The organism is Nocardia sp. NPDC055002, from assembly GCF_053608825.1.
Window position 1 is genome coordinate 58,095 of sequence record NZ_JBSGWE010000003.1, and the last position, 17,704, is coordinate 75,798.

Consider the following 17,704-nt stretch of genomic DNA (forward strand, 5'->3'; position numbering starts at 1 on the left):
ACTACCTGGCACTGTGCATTTCGACGAGACACAGCTCCAACAAACCGTGAATATTCGAAAGATAGGCCCGAAACACCCCTAAGCCCAACCCCTAACAGGCCCCTGTCACGGCACCCGGCGGAAACTCTCGATATTGAAATAGATCTGCTCCCCACGCCATACGGTGCGGGGAGCAGATCTGCAGACAACCGATGAGATCGGGAAATTATGCGCTGTCGGCCGGATACATTCGGAGAACAAGGCCGATCTCCTTACGACCATTGACACCGAGTTTTCGATACACGCGAGTGAGATGTTGTTCGACCGTGCTTACGGTAATGTTCATCTTTCTGCCGATTTCGCGATTCGTATGCTCCAATGCAGCCAATCGCGCAACCGCCATCTCCGAATCGGTCAGGGTGACCATCTCGTCTGCTTCCGCCTCCTCGACAACATGCAGGTGGGCGGTCAAGTCGGACGGCAACTGTTTACTGCAGAGCGCTTCGAGACCAGACGCTTGGGCCACCTTCCATGCCTTCCACACCGTGGATCTGGCCCGCCCCGACAAGCCGAGCTCGCGAAAGACCTGGCTCAGGTCGGTCAGCACCCGAATCGTCTCGATCGTGTGTTCCGCGCGGGAGAGCTGCACCAGCGCCTCCTGCAGCAACGCGGGCCGGTCACGCAGCGGCCGGGTGGTGGCGGCGACACGCAAGGAGACCGCGCGAACCCAGGGCACGTTCGCTCCCGGTCGGCAGCTCTGCTCGTCGAGGTAGGTGCGCGCCCCGGCAATATCACCGAGTGCGAGACAGGCCCGAGCGGCCGACGCCCGCCAGGGCACACACGCGGGCATGTCGATGCCCCAGCGGACCATCAGATCACCGCAGGCCACGAAATCCGCCAGTGCGGCATCCGTGCGGCCGACGGCGAGGTGATATTCACCCCTGGCATGCAGGTATTTCACACCGAAGAACGTCTGGAAAAGCATGTCCGGCACTGGATGGCTCAGCCACTTGGCCGCCGTGTCGGTCTTCCCCAGCGCCGTATTCGCCGAAACCAGGATCGCCAGAACCTCGCCGATTCCGATACCCCAGCCGTTTCCTGATATGCGATCCAGGGCTTCGCGCGCATAATGTTCGGCAGCGATCGGATCACCTTGATGCTCGGCGATCAGCGCCCGGATGCAGATCAAGAACGCCTCCCAGCTGGAGGCTCGGCGGGCCGCGACCATTGTGAGCAGAGAATCGCAGCGACTCTGCGCGATATCCAGCCTGCCCGCATACACGAGCGCGAGGAGGGCACTACAAGAGGTCTCCACGAATTCGGCATCGAAGGAACAGCCTTCGATTATCTCCTCGGCGATTGCGATGGTTTGCTCCTGCGCGCCACCCCTGAGCACGGTCAGCAGCAGTTCCGTGGCCCTGGTCTGTCTGTCGAGTAGGACCAGCGACGATCCGGGCTGGGATTCGAACAGCCTTCTGCTCGCTTCCGAATCGACCAGTGCAGGGCTGACGAATTCGAGCCACGCGCGATACGAGCGCATCGCCGCCGCTGCACGCCAATCACCAGGGTCGAGGGTCGTGGCGAGCAGAACCAAACTCGCAGCGGTGTCGTCGAGTCGTCCGTGCCAGGTGAGGTTGTGCATCAGCTGCAGCGCGTCCGCACCCTGCAGGTGGCCCTCTCTCAACGCGGTGACCAAGGGATCGAGCCAGCGTACCGTGGCCGCAGGATCTTGCCAGCTCGCGACGGCGACCCGGGTCAGGCGGATGGCATTCCGGTCCCGCTCCGCGGTGCACGCGGTTCCTGCCAGGTGCAGGGTTTCGAGTGCGAACTCCATTTCATCGACTTGTACCGCCTGAATCGCGGCGTCCCTCAGGACCTGAAAAGCCCACGGCTCAACAGCTGTACCGGCGGCAACGAGATGGCGGGCGATCTTGATGGACGGCTGACCCTCGTCATACAGCAGCCATGCCGCTCCCTGGTGCAGGTGAAGCCGTTCCTTCGCCGACATCTGCTCGACGACCGACCTGGCCAGTAGCGGACTTCGCAAACGAGCGCCTAACACCAACCCCGATTCCGACAACTGCTGGATGGTCTCGTCCGCCATGTGCGTCGGGATACCGGTCAGCCGCGCCACACGTTCAGGAGTTGCGTCCTCGCCGAGCACAGCGAGCCCATAGGTCACCCGGACATGATCCGTACCGCCGTGGAGACATGCCAGTACCGCCCCGCCCAGCACACCGCCGACGACGAATCTGGAGATGCCGCCCTCACGAACGGCGCGGTCCTCTTCCTCGGACTCGATATGCCGGCAGAACTCCTCGACAAGCTCCCGGACCAATAGCGGACTACCACCGGTAACCGAGTACGCCTCGTCCGAGATAGCTTTCGAACGGCGATCGCCGACATAACAGGCAATTGCTTGATCAACCCCTTTCCGAGTCAAAGGACTCAGCCGGATACGGGAAACATTGGGATGGCGCATCAGGTCGGACTGAAAAGGAGACTGCAGGAGCGAGGAGGCCAGTGGGTTTGTCACGACGATCAGTGCGCGTAACACCGACATGCGCCGGAGAAGATACGAAAGTATCATGAGAGAAGCACGGTCGCCGAAGTGACTGTCATCGATCGAGACAACGACCGTTCGCTCCCGCATCACTTCCGCGAAGGCAGCACCCAATCGAACCACTGCGGCATTGGAGACATATTCCGGATCATGACCGATTTCGGACATCACCTCGAGGACCGACCCCCAGCGACCCGATCGCGTTTCCGACGGTGAACTCTGCAGAAGTTGACCGATCACACCGAATTGCATCGCCTGTTCATCGAGAGAACAAGTAGCCGACAACAAGTCGACCTCGCTCGGTACTTGCCTGCCGAATTCCTGGAGAAGTGTCGATTTTCCGATTCCACCGGCGCCGGAGATAACCACCAGCTCACCGCCCCGGCCGCTGGACACTTCGGTCAGTACTGTCGCCAGAGAACGTAGCTCCCCGCTGCGTTCGGCGATATGATTCGAAAGCATATACCCCACCCATAGAACTCGAACCGAAACCATTCACAGAGGCATAGCTGCCGCTTTCCCGATAAGAAATCCGGAGATACGCCGATAAAACTCTCGTTGAATCAATCCAGAACCGGGCCAGTAACTCCACGCGAGCTGGACTTTCCAGTTGGAAATAGAAATTGGACCGAGTCTACTCTGCGTCAATCCGACAATCAACGCATGCGGAAATTGTCGACCTACTATCGCCCCCACTACATCTCTCGCCGTAACCATGCATAAAAACGACAGATAGAGAAAAACCACCCGAAAGAACAGTTGGAGAATCGCTCGAAGTGCCGAGCCGGATCGCCCGGCGACTCAAATGATCGACTTCCCACTCGAGGCTAACCGAAGCAGAAGTGGCCCGCAACCCATTGACACAGCAGATAGACGTCGACTATCGCCAAATCCCCAGATGATTCGCACCACACGCCCGGCAGTAAGATAGATCACATATGAGCAGGGCTTTCAGTCGCCCTGACCCAAACGGGTGGTGCCCGTTGGTTCTCGCGATGGATCAAGCCTCGGCGATCGTGCGGATCCAGCCTTCGGCCGTGGCCCCATCGACCCGCTCGCCTCTGGATCGCCGAGCACGCCCTCGTCAGCTGTCTCACCGAGTTCGCTTGTGCGTCAATATGTTCGACCGATACACAGATGCCGGCGACGGAGCGGCAGCCGCAGTGTACGGCCGTGACGATGCGCGCGCCGCTGTCGGACGCGATGTTCACCGTGCCACCCTCGCTCAGCTGACCGAGCAGCGGCTTGCGGCCTGCCATCCTGCCGATCTCGCCCCACGCAGCTTGGACGGAGGGGACGATCGCGACCCATGGTGAGTGTGCTCATTACACAGGGGAATGACTGAAACATAAACGCCGATGACCCCTAAAAACAACCCCTATCAGCCCCCTGAGTTCGCACCCATAATTCGTCTATTAATTCGAACCCAGGCACCCGGTAAATACTCGGAAGACCTAGCTTAATTTCGACTTGACGGTACGAGATCAGAATGGTTAGCGTTACCGGAGCCCGAGTGGAACAATGTTCGATGCCCCATCCGTGTGCCCATAGCTGGGCCGGATCATCCCTCTTTCGTGAAAGACAACTGCGGCACACCGCTGCGTGAAACCAGAGGTCGTCAGATGACTCGAACCCATACACCTGATACATCCTCGGCACCGATAGACCTGACCGATCGATATCGGGTCGATTCGGGGCCGGTCATGCTGACCGGCATCCAAGCCATCGCTCGCCAATTGGTGGAACAACACGAGCGGGATCAGCGCGCGGGCCGCTCCGTGGCAACCTTCGTGTCCGGGTACCCGGGAAGCCCTTTGGCCGGCTTGGACCGACTACTCGCCGGCATCACCGAGCTGTCCTCCGACCACGACGTGCACCTCGTTCCCGGGCTGAACGAAGAGCTGGCCGCGACCGCGGTATGGGGAAGCCAGCTCGAGCTCCCCCAGGGCGCGCGCACCCACGACGGAGTAGTTGGCGTGTGGTACGGGAAAGCCCCCGGACTCGACCGGGCGGGCGACGTATTGCGCCACGCGGCCATGTACGGCGCCCACCCCACCGGAGGCGTACTGGTTGTCGTCGGTGACGATCCGGCAGCGAAATCGTCGACCGTCCCCGCAGCCAGCGAGCGATCCCTCGCCGCGTTCAGTATGCCGGTCTTCTTTCCACGCGATGCCGAGGAGATCATCGCTTTCGGGCTGTACGGAATCGCACTTTCCCGCGCTTCGGGCTGTCTTTCGGCGATGAAGATCGTCGCGGATGTGGCCGACGGAATATGGACTCTCGATCGCGACTTCGCCTCCTTCGATATCGCAATACCGGAGATCGAATGGCAAGGGGCGCCTTGGAATTATCGGCAACGTGTGCTCGGGGCGCCACCGGACAGTTTGTACGCGGAGGCCGATCTCTACGGGCCGCGCTGGGCGATGGTGGAAGCATTCAATGCCGCCAACGACATCGATCGCATCGAGATCGACCCAGAACAGGCGTGGCTCGGCATCATCGCTGTCGGAACTGCGTACGACAGCGTTCGCGAGGCCGCGGCCACCCTCGGGCTCGGCGTCGACGATCTCGCTCAGGCGGGCATCCGGGTACTACGTGTCGGCATGCCCTACCCGCTGGGAGCGGACAAGGTGCGCCGCCTCGCTCGGGGCGTGGATACCGTCCTGGTGATCGAGGACAAGACCGACTTCGTCGAGCTCCAGGTCACCCGGGCTCTCTACGGCACGCCCGCGCCGCCGACAGTCATCGGAAAGAGCGACACCAACGGCGTTCCCCTGGTGCCGTCCGACGGGCAGCTCACCGCCGCGCGGCTGTCGGCTCCCCTGTACCGGGTTCTCCGTGATCGGGTCGAGGTCCGTCAGCCACCCCTCTCTCGTGAGTTGACGCTGCTCCCGACTCGCCGAACAGCTTCCTTCTGTTCAGGATGCCCGCATAATCGTTCGACCGCGGCGCCCGAAGGGTCTCTGGTCGGCGGCGGCATCGGATGCCACATCCTGGTGACGATGTCATCGCGTACCGATTCTCAGGTCACCGGAACGACGCAGATGGGTGGCGAAGGCGCCCAGTGGATCGGCCAGTCGCCGTTCACCGATGTAGGCCACATCTTCCAGAACATCGGTGACGGAACCTACTTCCACTCAGGACAACTCGCTGTACAAGCGTGCGTAGCCGCCGGCGTGGACATCACCTACAAGATCCTCTACAACTCCGCCGTCGCCATGACCGGAGCCCAGGACGCCGAGGGGGCTTTGAGCGTCACCGATCTCACGCACAAGCTCACCGTCGAAGGGGTCACCAAGATCATCATTTGCACCGACGATCCCGCGCGGTACGCGCGAAGCCGACCGGCCGACGGCGCCCTGGTCTGGGACCGAGACCGTCTCGACGAGGCTCAGCGGGTGCTCCGTGACACCAAGGGTGTCACCGTCCTCATCTACGATCAGCAGTGCGCCGCCGAGGCGCGCAGAGAACGCAAGCGGGGACTCCTGCCGGTTCCGCGTACCCGAGTACTCATCAACGAAGCCGTCTGCGAAGGCTGTGGCGACTGCGGAGTGAAGAGCAACTGCTTGTCCGTCCAGCCGGTGGAAACGGAGTTCGGCCGCAAAACACGCATCGACCAGAGTTCCTGCAACTCCGATTACACCTGCCTCGACGGCGAGTGCCCGGCGTTCGTCACTGTCGATCTGCCGGACTCCGGGGCCACTACGAAGCAATCGGTACCTGAACCTCCAGCGGTGCCGCCCGCGCCCGAATCGACCGCCGCAACCCCACACAATCTGTTCCTGGCCGGAATCGGCGGCACCGGCATTGTCACGGTCAACCAGGTACTCGGTGTAGCCGCGCTGCGAGCCGGACTGCATGTCGCCGGGCTCGATCAGACCGGCCTCAGCCAAAAGGCGGGCCCGGTGACATCGCACCTTCGGCTGAGCCTCGAGGATCCGGCCGCGACCAACCGGATCGGCCCTGGTTCCGCCGACACTGTGCTGGCGTTCGATCTGCTCACCGCCGCAGATCTTTCGAACCTCGCCCAGGCCGATCCGCAGCGCACCGTGATGGTGGCCTCGACCAGTCCCACCCCGACCGCTGAAATGGTGTACGACCCGTCCGTGTCCTATCCCGCGACCGAGGATCTCTTGTCCCGGTTGGAGACGTCGTCGCACCGGCTGTTCGCCCTCGACACCCTCGGCGCGGCGACTGCCCTGTTCGGCGATACGGCCTCGGCGAACTTCCTGCTCGTCGGGGCCGCCTACCAGTACGGTGCACTCGCTGTTCCCGCCGCCGCCATCGAAGACGCCATCCGCGCCAACGGCGTCGCGGTCCCGGTCAACCTCGCAGCCTTCGGATGGGGTCGGGTAGCCGTCGCGTCGCCCGACCGATTCGCTCGGGCTGTAGCCGGCGGCGCGACATCGCCTGCCCGGACTGTCCCCGCGACGCCGGATCACCTACTCACCGGGATCACCATCGACGGTGAGCTGCGACGGGTAGTCGAGCGTCGAGCCGCCGAACTGGTCGCTTTTCAGAACGAGAAGGTCGCGGCAAAATATCTCACGGCCGTACAGCGTGTCTGGGATACCGAGCGAACGACGGTCACGACCACGGATTTCAGCGAAGGCGTAGCGCACAGCCTGTTCAAACTGATGGCTTACAAGGACGAATACGAGGTGGCGCGTCTGCTCGTCGACCCGGCTTTTCGTGCGATGACCGGCGCCCTTGTGCCCGGCGGCGTGAACCTCACCTTCCGCCTTCATCCGCCGGTACTGCGAGCTCTCGGCCGCAAGACCAAGGTCGGGTTCCGGCCACGCACCCACGCCGCGCTCAGACTGCTCGCACGGGGAAAGGTCCTGCGTGGCACCGTGTTCGACCCGTTCGGATACGCCCACATGCGCCGCCTGGAACGGGCGATCCTCGCTCAATACCAGGAGATGGTTCACGACACCGCCGCGGCCATGACCGAACAGACCTACGCCACTGCGGTCGAGATCGCCCGAGCGCCCGATCTGATCCGCGGATACGACTCGGTGAAACTCCGTAGCGTCGAGGCCTATCGGCGCCGGCTTCGGGCCTTGGCGATCGAGACCCCCGAGCTCGGTGCCCTTACCGCGCGGGCGGCACGCGTGCTCGAGTGAGCCGTCGGTAGTAGCAGGCGGATCGGGTCGTCGTGCCCCTTCCGCCTGCCGCGCGTCCAGCAGGAGAACCAGGAAACCGGTGCCTCCCATTCAGGGAGACACCGGTTCACCGTAATTCACTCATGATCGACTGGGAGTCGGCCGATCGGCAACGATTCAGTCCGTTGCGGTCGCCTCGACGGCGCGCACCCTGCCCTGTGCCGAGCGCAGCTCTTCATCCGAAGCACTCGCGTCGGCCAGCACCTTGCGCGCCGCGTCGATGTCGACCTCACCCGCGAGTTCCGCGGACTCGGCCAGCACACGCACGGTATCGGCGGTGACCGAGAAGAAGCCACCGTGCACCGCGGCGACGATCCGCTCGCCGTCGGTCGACACGATCGAAACCGTGCCACCCTCGACGAGCTGACCCAGCAGCGGCTCATGGCCCGCCATGATGCCGATCCCACCTTCGGTGGTCTGCGCGCTGACGAACGTAGCCTGGCCGGACCAGAGCTTGCGTTCCACAGCTACGAGATCAACTGTCATCTCCGCCATAGTGGACTACTTCCCGAGGATCTTCTTCGCGGCTGCCTCGACGTCGTCGAGACCACCGCAGGAGTTGAACGCCTGCTCCGGGTAGTGGTCGAACTCGCCCTTGCAGACACGGTCGAAGTCGTCGATGGTCTGCTCCAGCGGAACGACCGAGCCGACCTGGCCGGTGAACTTCTCGGCGACGATGAAGTTCTGACCGAGGAACTTCTCCAGGCGACGGGCGCGACCGACGAGGACCTTGTCCTCTTCGGAGAGCTCGTCCATGCCGAGGATGGCGATGATGTCCTGCAGTTCCTTGTACTTCTGCAGGATCCGCTTGACCTCGTTGGCAACCCGGAAGTGGCGCTCGCCGACGATCGAAGCCTCGAGGATACGAGAGGTCGAGGTCAGCGGGTCGACGGCCGGGTAGATGCCCTTCTGCGAGATCGGGCGCGAAAGCTCGGTCGTCGCATCCAGGTGGGCGAAGGTGGTCGCCGGCGCCGGGTCGGTGTAGTCGTCGGCGGGGACGTAGATCGCCTGCAGCGAGGTGATCGAGCGACCCTTGGTCGAGGTGATGCGCTCCTGGAGCTGACCCATCTCGTCCGCCAGCGTCGGCTGGTAACCCACGGCCGAAGGCATGCGACCCAGCAGGGTCGAGACCTCGGAACCGGCCTGGGTGAAACGGAAGATGTTGTCGATGAAGAGCAGCACGTCCTGGTGCTGGACATCGCGGAAGTACTCCGCCATGGTCAGCGCCGACAGGGCCACGCGCATACGCGTGCCCGGCGGCTCGTCCATCTGGCCGAAGACGAGGGCGGTGTCCGGAAGGACGCCCATCTCTTCCATTTCCAGACGGAGGTCGGTGCCCTCACGAGTACGCTCACCGACGCCCGCGAACACCGAGGTGCCCGAGAACTCGCGAGCGATACGGGTGATCATCTCCTGGATCAGAACGGTCTTGCCGACACCGGCACCACCGAACAGACCGATCTTGCCGCCCTTGACGTACGGGGTCAGCAGGTCGATGACCTTGACGCCGGTCTCGAGGATCTCGGTCTTGCCCTCGAGCTGGTCGAAGCTCGGCGGCTGACGGTGGATGCCCCACTGCTCGCCGTCCCGGCCGAGGCCGGGGGTGTCGAGGCAGTCACCGAGGGCGTTGAACACGTGGCCCTTGACGATGTCGCCGACGGGCACCGAGATCGGCTTGCCGGTGTCGGTGACAGTCGCGCCACGGACCAGGCCGTCGGTCGGCTGCATCGAGATGGTGCGCACGATGTTGTCGCCGAGGTGCTGGGCGACCTCGAGGGTGAGGGTCTTGGCCACCGACGGGAGCTCGATGTCGGAGTTCAGAGCGTTGAACAGCTCGGGGATGGCGCCACGCGGGAACTCGACGTCCACGACGGGGCCGATGACACGGACGACGCGACCAGCGGTTTCGCCCGCCTTCTTCGCGTTGTCCTGAGTGACAGCTGCGGTCATTAGATTGGTTCTCTTCCTGCGCTACTTAGTCGCGGTCCGAGCTCGACGCCAGCGCATTGACGCCGCCGACGATTTCGCTGATTTCCTGCGTGATCTGGGCCTGACGCACCGAGTTCGCCTCGCGCTGGAGCACATTGGCCAGCTCGTTGGCGTTATCGGTCGCCGCCTTCATTGCGGTGCGCCGAGCCGCGGACTCGGATGCCGCTGCCTCGAGCAACGATGCGTAGATACGCGTGTTGATGTACTTGGGCAGCAATGCCCCGAGCAGCACATCGGCGTCCGGCTCGAACTCGTACTGTGCCGACACCACCGCGTTCGGCGAGTCCGACATGATGTCGTCGCCGAGCTCGTAGTTCTCGTCGACGTAGCTGACCTGGATCGGCGCCAGGCGGCGCACCTCCGGGTTCTGGGTCAGCATCGAGACGAACTTCGTGTACACGATGTGCAGCTCGTCGACACCCTCGATGGTTCCGGTGCCGTCCAGCGAGGGGACCTCGCCGGCGGAACCGGCCATGAAGGCCTCGACCAGGTGCTGGCACGCGGCCGAGGCATCGGTGTACTTGGGCTGCTGGGAGAAGCCGAACCACGACGCCTGGAACGGACGGTTGCGGAACTTGTAGTACGTGATGCCCTTACTGCCCATCACGTACAGAACGGGTTCCTTGCCGTCGCCACGCAGCGTGGTCATGAGCTCTTCGGCGCGCTTGAGCACGTTCGAGTTGTAGCCACCGCACATACCGCTGTCACTGGTGATCACCAGGACGGCGGCCCGACGAGCGTTGGGACGCTCGGTCAGCAGCGGGTGCGACAGGTTCTTCGAAGCGCTCGCCAGTTCGCCGAGGACCTTGGTGATCTCCTCGGCGTACGGCTTGGCAGCCGCAACCCTGGCCTGGGCCTTGGAAATTCGCGAGGTCGCGATCAGTTCCTGAGCCTTGGTGATCTTCTTGATCGAATTCACACCACGAATGCGGGAGCGCAATTCGCGCAAACTTGCCACTAGCGGTTCACACTCCCTTCATTCGCCAGATCGGAAATTGCCGACATCATGGACCCGGCTTACTTGTCGACGTGCTTGCGGGTGACCGACAGCGACTCGACCTCTTCGTGGTCCAGCTCGCCCGCGGCAGCCTCGTTCACGATGCGATTGCCGTTCGAATCGAGGAAGCCCTGCTTGAACTTGTCGGTCTCGGCCTTGATCGCGTCGGCAGCCTCGCCGGCGAGCGGCTTCTTGCCACCCTCGAGCGCGTCGAACGAGCTCTGGGTCGCACCGTGCAGGTACTCGAGCAGCTCGGCGGTGAAGCGACGCACGTCTTCGACGGGCACCGACTCGTAGTAACCGGCGTCGACCAGGAAGATCGAGACGACCTGATCCTCGACCGAGACCGGGGAGTACTGATCCTGCTTGAGCAGCTCCACCCAGCGGGCACCACGCTCGAGCTGCGCCAGCGACGCGGCGTCGAGGTCGGAGGCGAAGGCGGAGAACGCCTCCAGCTCGCGGTACTGCGCCATTTCCAGACGCAGCGAACCGGCGACCTTCTTCATGGCCTTGGTCTGGGCGGCGCCACCGACACGGGAGACCGAGGTACCGACGTTGATCGCCGGGCGGACGCCCTTGTTGAACAGGTCGGACTCGAGGAAGACCTGGCCGTCGGTGATGGAGATGACGTTGGTCGGGATGAACGCCGAGACGTCGTTGGCCTTGGTCTCGATGATCGGCAGACCGGTCATCGAGCCGGCACCCATCTCGTCGGACAGCTTCGCGCAACGCTCCAGCAGACGGGAGTGCAGGTAGAAGACGTCACCGGGGTACGCCTCGCGGCCCGGCGGACGACGCAGCAGCAGCGAGATGGCGCGGTACGCCTCGGCCTGCTTGGTCAGGTCGTCGAACACGATGAGGACGTGCTTGCCCTGGTACATCCAGTGCTGGCCGATGGCCGAACCGGTGTACGGAGCCAGCCACTTGAAGCCGGCGGAGTCGGAGGCCGGGGCCGCGACGATGGTGGTGTACTCCATCGCGCCGTGCTCCTCGAGCGCGGTCTTGACGCCCGCGATGGTGGAGCCCTTCTGGCCGATCGCGACGTAGATGCAGCGAACCTGCTTGTCGGCGTCGCCGGTCTCCCAGTTCGCCTTCTGGTTCAGGATCGCGTCGATCGCGACGGCGGTCTTGCCCGTCTTGCGGTCGCCGATGATCAGCTGACGCTGGCCGCGACCGATGGCGGTCAGCGCGTCGATCGCGGTGATACCGGTGGCGAGGGGCTCTTCGACCGGCTGACGTTCCAGCACGGACGCGGCCTGCAGCTCCAGCACGCGGCGCTCGTCGGACTCGATCTCGCCCAGGCCGTCGATCGGCTGGCCGAGCGGGTTGACGACGCGACCGAGGAACTTGTCACCCACGGGGACGGAGAGCACGTCGCCGGTGCGACGGACCTGCTGGCCCTCTTCCAGCGAGGCGTACTCGCCGAGAATGACGGCACCGATGTTGGTGTCCTCGAGGTTCAGCGCGACGCCGAGAACCCCGCCGGGGAACTCGAGCAGCTCGTTGGCCATCGCCGAAGGCAGGCCGCTGACGTGCGCGATACCGTCGCCGGTATCGGTCACGACGCCGACTTCTTCGATGGAGGTTTCCGGGGTGTAGCTCTGGGTGTAGCTCTCGATCGCGCTACGGATCTCGTCGGAGGAGATCGTCAGCTCCGCCATGTTGTTCCTGCTCTCGCTGTGGTCTCGAATGTCGGGGATGGGGGAAGTGGAGTCAGGGCCTTGTCGATTACGACAGAGCCCGACGCAGCTTCTCCAGTCGGCCGGTGGCGCTGCCGTCGATCACGTCGTCTCCGACGCGCACGACGACGCCGCTCAGCAGCGTCGGGTCGACCTGCACGTGCACGGTGACCGCCTTGCCGTAGATCCGCTGCAGGGAAGCCGACAGCTTCTCCTTCTGCTGATCGTTCAGCTCGACCGCCGAGTTCACGTGGGCGACGATCTGGTCACGACGGGCCGCCGCCAGATCGGACAGGGCGTCGAAGGCGACGCCGATGTTGTTGGTCCGCAGCCGGGTCGCCGCCTGCTCGGCCAGCGCCAGGGTGACCGGCTCGACCTTGCCGGTGAGCAGCCGCTCGATCAGTTCGCGGCGCGCGTGCGCGGGCTTTCCCTGATCGGACAGTGCCTGCTCGAGCTGCGGGTTGTCGGCGATGATGCGTCCGAGCCGGAACAGCTCGTCCTCCACCGCGTCCTGTCGGCCACCGACGGCGGCAGACTCCAGCAGAGCCTCCTGCCCGAGCAGCACCAAGGTGTCGACCAGGTCGCGGGTGCGTGACCAGTCCTGCGCCACCGCGGTGGTCAGCACTGCCTGCGTGGCAGCGCTGACCTTGCCGCCGAAGACCCGTTCACTGAGCTCAGCGCGCGCCGAACCCGGTACCGAGGCGTCCGCGAGCGCCACACGCAGCGAACGCTGGTCGTCCAGCACGGCGACAACGGCGAACAGTTCCGACCCCGTTGTGGCCGCAACAGTTTCGCTTCCGGTCAGAGCGACCCGAAGCGCCTCGCGAGACCGGGTACTGGCCTCGCGGCTCGCTGCGTACATGCTTCTCACTTTCGCGTCGCTACCTTCCGACCCCGATGGCGTCGGTGTCGTCGAGTTCGCGGAGGAACTTGTCGATCGACGCCGCCTGCTTGGCTTCGTCCGAAACAGACTGACCGATGATCTTCTCGGCCAGATCGACGGCCGTACGGCCGACCTCGGAACGCAGCTCCGTCAGGATCTGCTGGCGCTGGGCTTCCAGCTGGGAGTGACCGGCGGCGACGATGCGGTCGCTTTCGGCCTGGGCATCCGTGCGCATCTGCGCGAGGATCTGCTGACCCTGGGTGCGTGCTTCCTCGCGGATGCGCGCGGCCTCGAGCCGGGCTTCGGCAAGCTGCTGCTGGTACTGCTGCAGCGTGTGCTGTGCTTCTTCTTGAGCTGCTTCGGCCCTGGCGATACCGCCCTGGATCTTTTCAGCACGCTCATCGAGCACCTTGGTCAGGCGCGGTGCCACGAACTTGTAGAACAGGACCGCGATGATGGCGACGCAGATCGCCGACCACACGATGTCGTATGTGGCTGGGATCAGAGGATTGACGGTCTCTGCTTCCTCTGCAGCCAGCAGTGTGTACTGAGGCATGGGAATCAGAAAATGAAGCCGGCGACGAGGCCGAGCAGGGCAAGGGCCTCGGTCAGCGCGATGCCGAGGAACATGGTGGTCCGGAGCTGACCGGCCAGCTCGGGCTGACGGGCGATACCTTCGATCGTCTTACCCACGAGGATGCCGATGCCGACGCCGGGGCCGATCGCGGCCAGACCATAGCCGATGGCACCGAAGCCCTTGTTGGTGGAGGTGGTGTTGACGGCTTCCTGGGCCAAGTACGAGAGGCTCATGAGTCTTCCATTCCTTTCTGTTGCTCACCCGCCGGACGGCGTGGTGCAGCAGGGGTTTCGTGTAAGTGGCTAGTCGGATCAGTGTGAATCGACGTGCTCGGCTTGTCCGATGTAGATCGCAACCAGCAGCGCGAAAACGTAGGCCTGCAGCAGGACGACGAGCAGCTCGAAGAGCGTGAACGCGATGCCCGCGAGGAGCGAGAACGGTGCGAAGACCTTCATCCAGTTGTCCGCGTCGAACAGGAAGAACTGCGTCGCGGCGAAGAACATCACCAGCAGGATGTGACCCGCGAGCATGTTGGCCATGAGTCGGACGGTCAGCGTGAAGGGACGCAGCAGGAAGGTCGACATGAACTCGATCGGGATCAGAAGCACATGGAGCGCAGGCGGAACACCCGGAACCACGATGCTGCTGCGCATGTACTTGATGAAGCCGTACTTCCTGATGCCGACGTAGTTGAACGCGATGTACGCGATCACGGCCAGGACCAGCGGCATGGCGATCCGGCCGTTGGTGGAGATGTTCAAGCCGGGAACGACGCCCGAAAAGTTCAGGAAAAGGACCGTGAAGAAGATCGTCGCGATCAGCGGGAAGAACTTCCGCCCGGATTCCTTACCCAGCACCTCGTCGCAAATCTGCTCCTTGACGAAGACCAGACCGAACTCGGCGATGTTCTGCAGCCGGCCGGGAATGATCCGCGGGCTCCGAAATGCTGCGAGCATGAATCCGAACAGCACCGCGGTCATCAAGACGCGAACGAGCACCAGGCGGTCGATCTCGATGAACGTGCCCTCGAACAAGATCGCTGGAGGGAAGAAGTCGATTAGTGATGGCGTATGGAACTCGCCCGCCCATGTTGTGGCGCTCAGCGTTCTCTCCCGTGTTCGGGCCGCGGGAACATCATCCCGTCGGTTCGATCGGACATTGACGATCAGGTGCTATCAACTCAAACGCTCGAACGTGGCCACAACGGGCTCCGCGGCAAAAGTCCGCATAGCACCTGCGCGGTGTCGGCGACATCGTCGATATGCCTCCGCCGGGCAATCAGCCCGGACTCGGCAGTAAGCATAGCGGCACCAGGCGGGATCGCGACGATCCCCCCAAGTAGTGGGGTTCGGCCCCAGCTTGGCTGCTTGCTTACCAACACTTTACCAAGCTATCTACGACAGTGTGTAGCTGGGTGGGATTATTCCTGCTCGGAAGCCGTTTCGCCGTCCCCCGCGCGTGTCGTCACGTACGGAACCTTCTGGCGCGCAACTCCGTACACCTCGGCACCCAGCACGATGACCAGAGCACCGACAACGGTGAAGAACAGCGCGGGCCTGCTGTAGAAGTCGAACTGCCGCAAAACGGCGATGACCAGCAGTCCGACCAGCATCTTGCCCACCCAGCCCGCCAACATTGCCAGGCCCGCGGTGCTCGGCGGCAGCTTCGCGCCGAGCAGTACGACCACGACTGTCGTCAGGATGAACGCGCCGCCGATCGCCGACCCGAGCACCGCGCCCCATATTCCCGGTGCGCCCGCAACCGCACCGGCGATGGCGATCGAGAGCACGACGAGCACACCGAGGCCGATCAGGCCGTAGCGCAGCGCGGCGCGCAGGGGGGCGTCGGGGCCTGGCACGGTTTCGGGTGTAAAGCTCACGCGCCGAACTTTACCTTGCGCGCCGTTGTCAGCTCTTTGCCGACTCGGTCCTGCGCACCGACGGGATCGCGGTCACCAGCAGCGCGAACACCAATCCGCCCGCTACCAGCAGAACAACGAGTCGCCGGTCCATCAGGGAAGTTCCCACCGCGCCGAACGCGAGTACGCCGACCCATAAATAGATCAGCAAGACCACGCGACGGTGCGAATGTCCGATCTGGAGCAATCGGTGGTGCAGATGCATTTTGTCCGGTGTGGAGAAACTCACGCCGGCGCGCACCCGGCGCACGATCGCCAGCAACAGGTCGAGGACCGGAATGAACATCACCGCGCCGACCAGCAACAGCGGCGACAGCAAACCGACAATGTCGCGCGGGCCGTAACCCTGTAGGGGAATTCGGCCGGAGGCGCCGGTGGATACCGCGGCCAAGATCAAACCGATCATCATGGAGCCGGTATCGCCCATGAATATTCGCGCGGGCGAGAAATTGTGCGGCAGAAATCCGAGACAGGCGCCGGCCAGCGCGGCGGCCAGCAACGCGGGCGGATAGGTGTCGACCGAACCGCCCTGGTCGTAGAGCAAACCGATGGAGAACACGAAAACCGCGCTCGCGCAGATCAAACCGAGACCGGCGGCGAGACCGTCCAAACCGTCGACGAAGTTCATCGCGTTCACCAGGGTGACGGTGATGCCGACGGTCACCAGGCCGCCCTGCAACGCGTCGAGCACAACGGTGGTGTCGTTGAAGGGGTTGTAGATCACGTACCAGCTCAGGCCCATCACGGCCATCACGCCCGCGGCGGTGATCTGACCGACGAATTTGGTGAGCGCGTCCAATCCCCACCGGTCGTCGACGATGCCGACCAGCACGATGATCGTCGCGGCGACCAGCACCGCCGGGATATCCGGGGCGTAGTCGAAACCTCTTCGCAGCGCGGGCAACTGGTGCGCGAACAACACCGCGGCGACGACGCCGACATACATGCCGACACCACCCATCCGCGGCACCGGCTTCACGTGCACATCACGCTCACGTGGCACCGCCACGGCGCCGAACGCGATGGCGAGCACCCGCACACCTCCGGTGGCCAGGAAAGTCACCGTGGCGGAGACGAGCAGCACGAGTAGTAGCTCGCGCAGGGGAACGACTGAGCTCATCAGCGGCGTGCGATCACCGCTGTGCGGAGCTGATCAGGGCTTCCGGCACCATCCCGAGCACCTCCGCGATATCGGCCACCGGCACAGCACCCTCCCGCAACACCCGCGGCTGATCCGCGGTGAGATCGACGATCGTCGAGGCCACAGCGTGTTCGGCCGGACCGCCGTCGAGATACACGCTCGCCAGCGACCCCAGCTGCTCGCGCGCCTGCGCGGCGGTGGTCGCGGGCGGCTGCCCCGACACATTGGCGCTCGACACCGCCAGCGGCCCGACCTCACGCAACAATTCGAGCGCTACGGGATGCAACGGCATCCGCAACATCACCGTGCCACGGGTATCACCGAGATCCCACGCGAGCGAGGGCGCGGCCTGCACGACAAGACTCAGCGCACCGGGCCAGAACGCGCGGATCAGCTCCCGGGCCTGCGGACGCACCGAGAAAACCAGACCGTCGATCGTGTGCCACGACCCGACGAGCACCGGCACCGGCATATCCCGCCCGCGCCGCTTGGCGGCCAGCAGATCACTCACCGCGGCGGAATCGAACGCGTCGGCGGCGAGGCCGTAGAGCGTGTCGGTCGGCATCACGACCAGACGACCGGACTTCAACGCGCTGGTAGCCGCCGTAATCCCCGCGGCCCGCGAATCGCTCTCGGCACAGTCATAGACGGTACTCACGCTGTTCCGCCTCTCCGAATATTTAGCCGGTCTTAGGTGCGGCAAGAGTGTAGCTCTCGAGCCGACGGCCGGATGTAGGGGGACTTTTGGCCGTCCCCGGCGGGCTGCTCCTGCCCGTGCGCGGATCAGTCGTGGCATCAGATGCCCGGAGTGTG

Annotated in this window: 13 protein-coding genes; 1 reads left to right on the top strand and 12 read right to left on the bottom strand. The window is 63.9% G+C overall.

The genetic code is table 11. From position 1 onward, the window contains the following. Window positions 1–205: 205 nt before the first annotated feature. On the bottom strand, window positions 206–3,004 hold the full coding sequence (locus ACWF99_RS12585) for an AAA family ATPase (RefSeq protein WP_452535992.1): 2,799 nt from the start codon (window positions 3,002–3,004) through the stop codon (window positions 206–208). Window positions 3,005–4,164: 1,160 nt separating this feature from the next. On the opposite strand from ACWF99_RS12585, the gene ACWF99_RS12590 reads away from it, so the two are divergent. After that, entirely contained in the window at window positions 4,165–7,668 is a 3,504-nt protein-coding gene (locus tag ACWF99_RS12590) for an indolepyruvate ferredoxin oxidoreductase family protein (protein ID WP_452535993.1), read from the top strand. A 156-nt stretch (window positions 7,669–7,824) separates the two neighbouring features. Here ACWF99_RS12590 and ACWF99_RS12595 read toward each other — a convergent pair whose 3' ends face one another. The 11 genes from ACWF99_RS12595 to ACWF99_RS12645 all read right to left on the bottom strand — a co-directional run bounded on the left by ACWF99_RS12595 (window position 7,825) and on the right by ACWF99_RS12645 (window position 17,549). Next, window positions 7,825–8,202, bottom strand: coding sequence for a F0F1 ATP synthase subunit epsilon (locus ACWF99_RS12595; RefSeq protein ID WP_452535994.1), 378 nt, complete (start codon window positions 8,200–8,202; stop codon window positions 7,825–7,827). 6 nt (window positions 8,203–8,208) lie between these two features. Further along, a complete protein-coding gene (gene atpD, locus ACWF99_RS12600; RefSeq protein WP_056817894.1) occupies window positions 8,209–9,657 on the bottom strand; it encodes a F0F1 ATP synthase subunit beta in 1,449 nt (482 codons plus the stop codon). A 25-nt stretch (window positions 9,658–9,682) separates the two neighbouring features. After that, the gene (locus tag ACWF99_RS12605; RefSeq protein ID WP_452535995.1) at window positions 9,683–10,654 is read right to left on the bottom strand and encodes a F0F1 ATP synthase subunit gamma; all 972 of its coding nucleotides are present in this window, start codon (window positions 10,652–10,654) and stop codon (window positions 9,683–9,685) included. A 59-nt stretch (window positions 10,655–10,713) separates the two neighbouring features. After that, a complete protein-coding gene (gene atpA, locus ACWF99_RS12610; RefSeq protein WP_101464193.1) occupies window positions 10,714–12,354 on the bottom strand; it encodes a F0F1 ATP synthase subunit alpha in 1,641 nt (546 codons plus the stop codon). Window positions 12,355–12,421: 67 nt separating this feature from the next. After that, on the bottom strand, window positions 12,422–13,234 hold the full coding sequence (locus tag ACWF99_RS12615; RefSeq protein WP_378635776.1) for a F0F1 ATP synthase subunit delta: 813 nt from the start codon (window positions 13,232–13,234) through the stop codon (window positions 12,422–12,424). 19 nt (window positions 13,235–13,253) lie between these two features. After that, window positions 13,254–13,811, bottom strand: a complete 558-nt coding sequence (locus tag ACWF99_RS12620; RefSeq protein ID WP_378635774.1) for a F0F1 ATP synthase subunit B — start codon at window positions 13,809–13,811, stop codon at window positions 13,254–13,256. Window positions 13,812–13,816: 5 nt separating this feature from the next. Next, window positions 13,817–14,065, bottom strand: coding sequence for an ATP synthase F0 subunit C (locus ACWF99_RS12625; protein WP_378635771.1), 249 nt, complete (start codon window positions 14,063–14,065; stop codon window positions 13,817–13,819). A 78-nt stretch (window positions 14,066–14,143) separates the two neighbouring features. Then, window positions 14,144–14,869 carry a F0F1 ATP synthase subunit A gene (atpB, locus tag ACWF99_RS12630; protein ID WP_378635819.1) on the bottom strand — a complete coding sequence of 242 codons (726 nt, stop codon included), beginning with the start codon at window positions 14,867–14,869 and terminating at the stop codon, window positions 14,144–14,146. 383 nt (window positions 14,870–15,252) lie between these two features. Continuing rightward, complete coding sequence (locus ACWF99_RS12635) at window positions 15,253–15,711, bottom strand: hypothetical protein (protein WP_378635768.1); 459 nt, start codon at window positions 15,709–15,711, stop codon at window positions 15,253–15,255. Window positions 15,712–15,739: 28 nt separating this feature from the next. Continuing rightward, window positions 15,740–16,870 (bottom strand): MraY family glycosyltransferase, encoded by a 1,131-nt coding sequence (locus tag ACWF99_RS12640; RefSeq protein ID WP_378635767.1) that lies wholly within the window; start codon window positions 16,868–16,870, stop codon window positions 15,740–15,742. 13 nt (window positions 16,871–16,883) lie between these two features. After that, a complete protein-coding gene (locus tag ACWF99_RS12645; RefSeq protein ID WP_358117219.1) occupies window positions 16,884–17,549 on the bottom strand; it encodes an L-threonylcarbamoyladenylate synthase in 666 nt (221 codons plus the stop codon). Window positions 17,550–17,704: the final 155 nt, after the last annotated feature.

Bases quoted from the DNA above. Each gene is read 5' to 3' on its own strand.
- ACWF99_RS12585 (WP_452535992.1), bottom strand. From the start codon at position 3,004: ATGCTTTCGAATCATATCGCCGAACGCAGCGGGGAGCTACGTTCTCTG.
- ACWF99_RS12590 (WP_452535993.1), top strand. From the start codon at position 4,165: ATGACTCGAACCCATACACCTGATACATCCTCGGCACCGATAGACCTG.
- ACWF99_RS12595 (WP_452535994.1), bottom strand. From the start codon at position 8,202: ATGGCGGAGATGACAGTTGATCTCGTAGCTGTGGAACGCAAGCTCTGG.
- atpD (WP_056817894.1), bottom strand. From the start codon at position 9,657: ATGACCGCAGCTGTCACTCAGGACAACGCGAAGAAGGCGGGCGAAACC.
- atpA (WP_101464193.1), bottom strand. From the start codon at position 12,354: ATGGCGGAGCTGACGATCTCCTCCGACGAGATCCGTAGCGCGATCGAG.
- ACWF99_RS12615 (WP_378635776.1), bottom strand. From the start codon at position 13,234: ATGTACGCAGCGAGCCGCGAGGCCAGTACCCGGTCTCGCGAGGCGCTT.
- ACWF99_RS12620 (WP_378635774.1), bottom strand. From the start codon at position 13,811: ATGCCTCAGTACACACTGCTGGCTGCAGAGGAAGCAGAGACCGTCAAT.
- ACWF99_RS12625 (WP_378635771.1), bottom strand. From the start codon at position 14,065: ATGAGCCTCTCGTACTTGGCCCAGGAAGCCGTCAACACCACCTCCACC.
- ACWF99_RS12640 (WP_378635767.1), bottom strand. From the start codon at position 16,870: ATGAGCTCAGTCGTTCCCCTGCGCGAGCTACTACTCGTGCTGCTCGTC.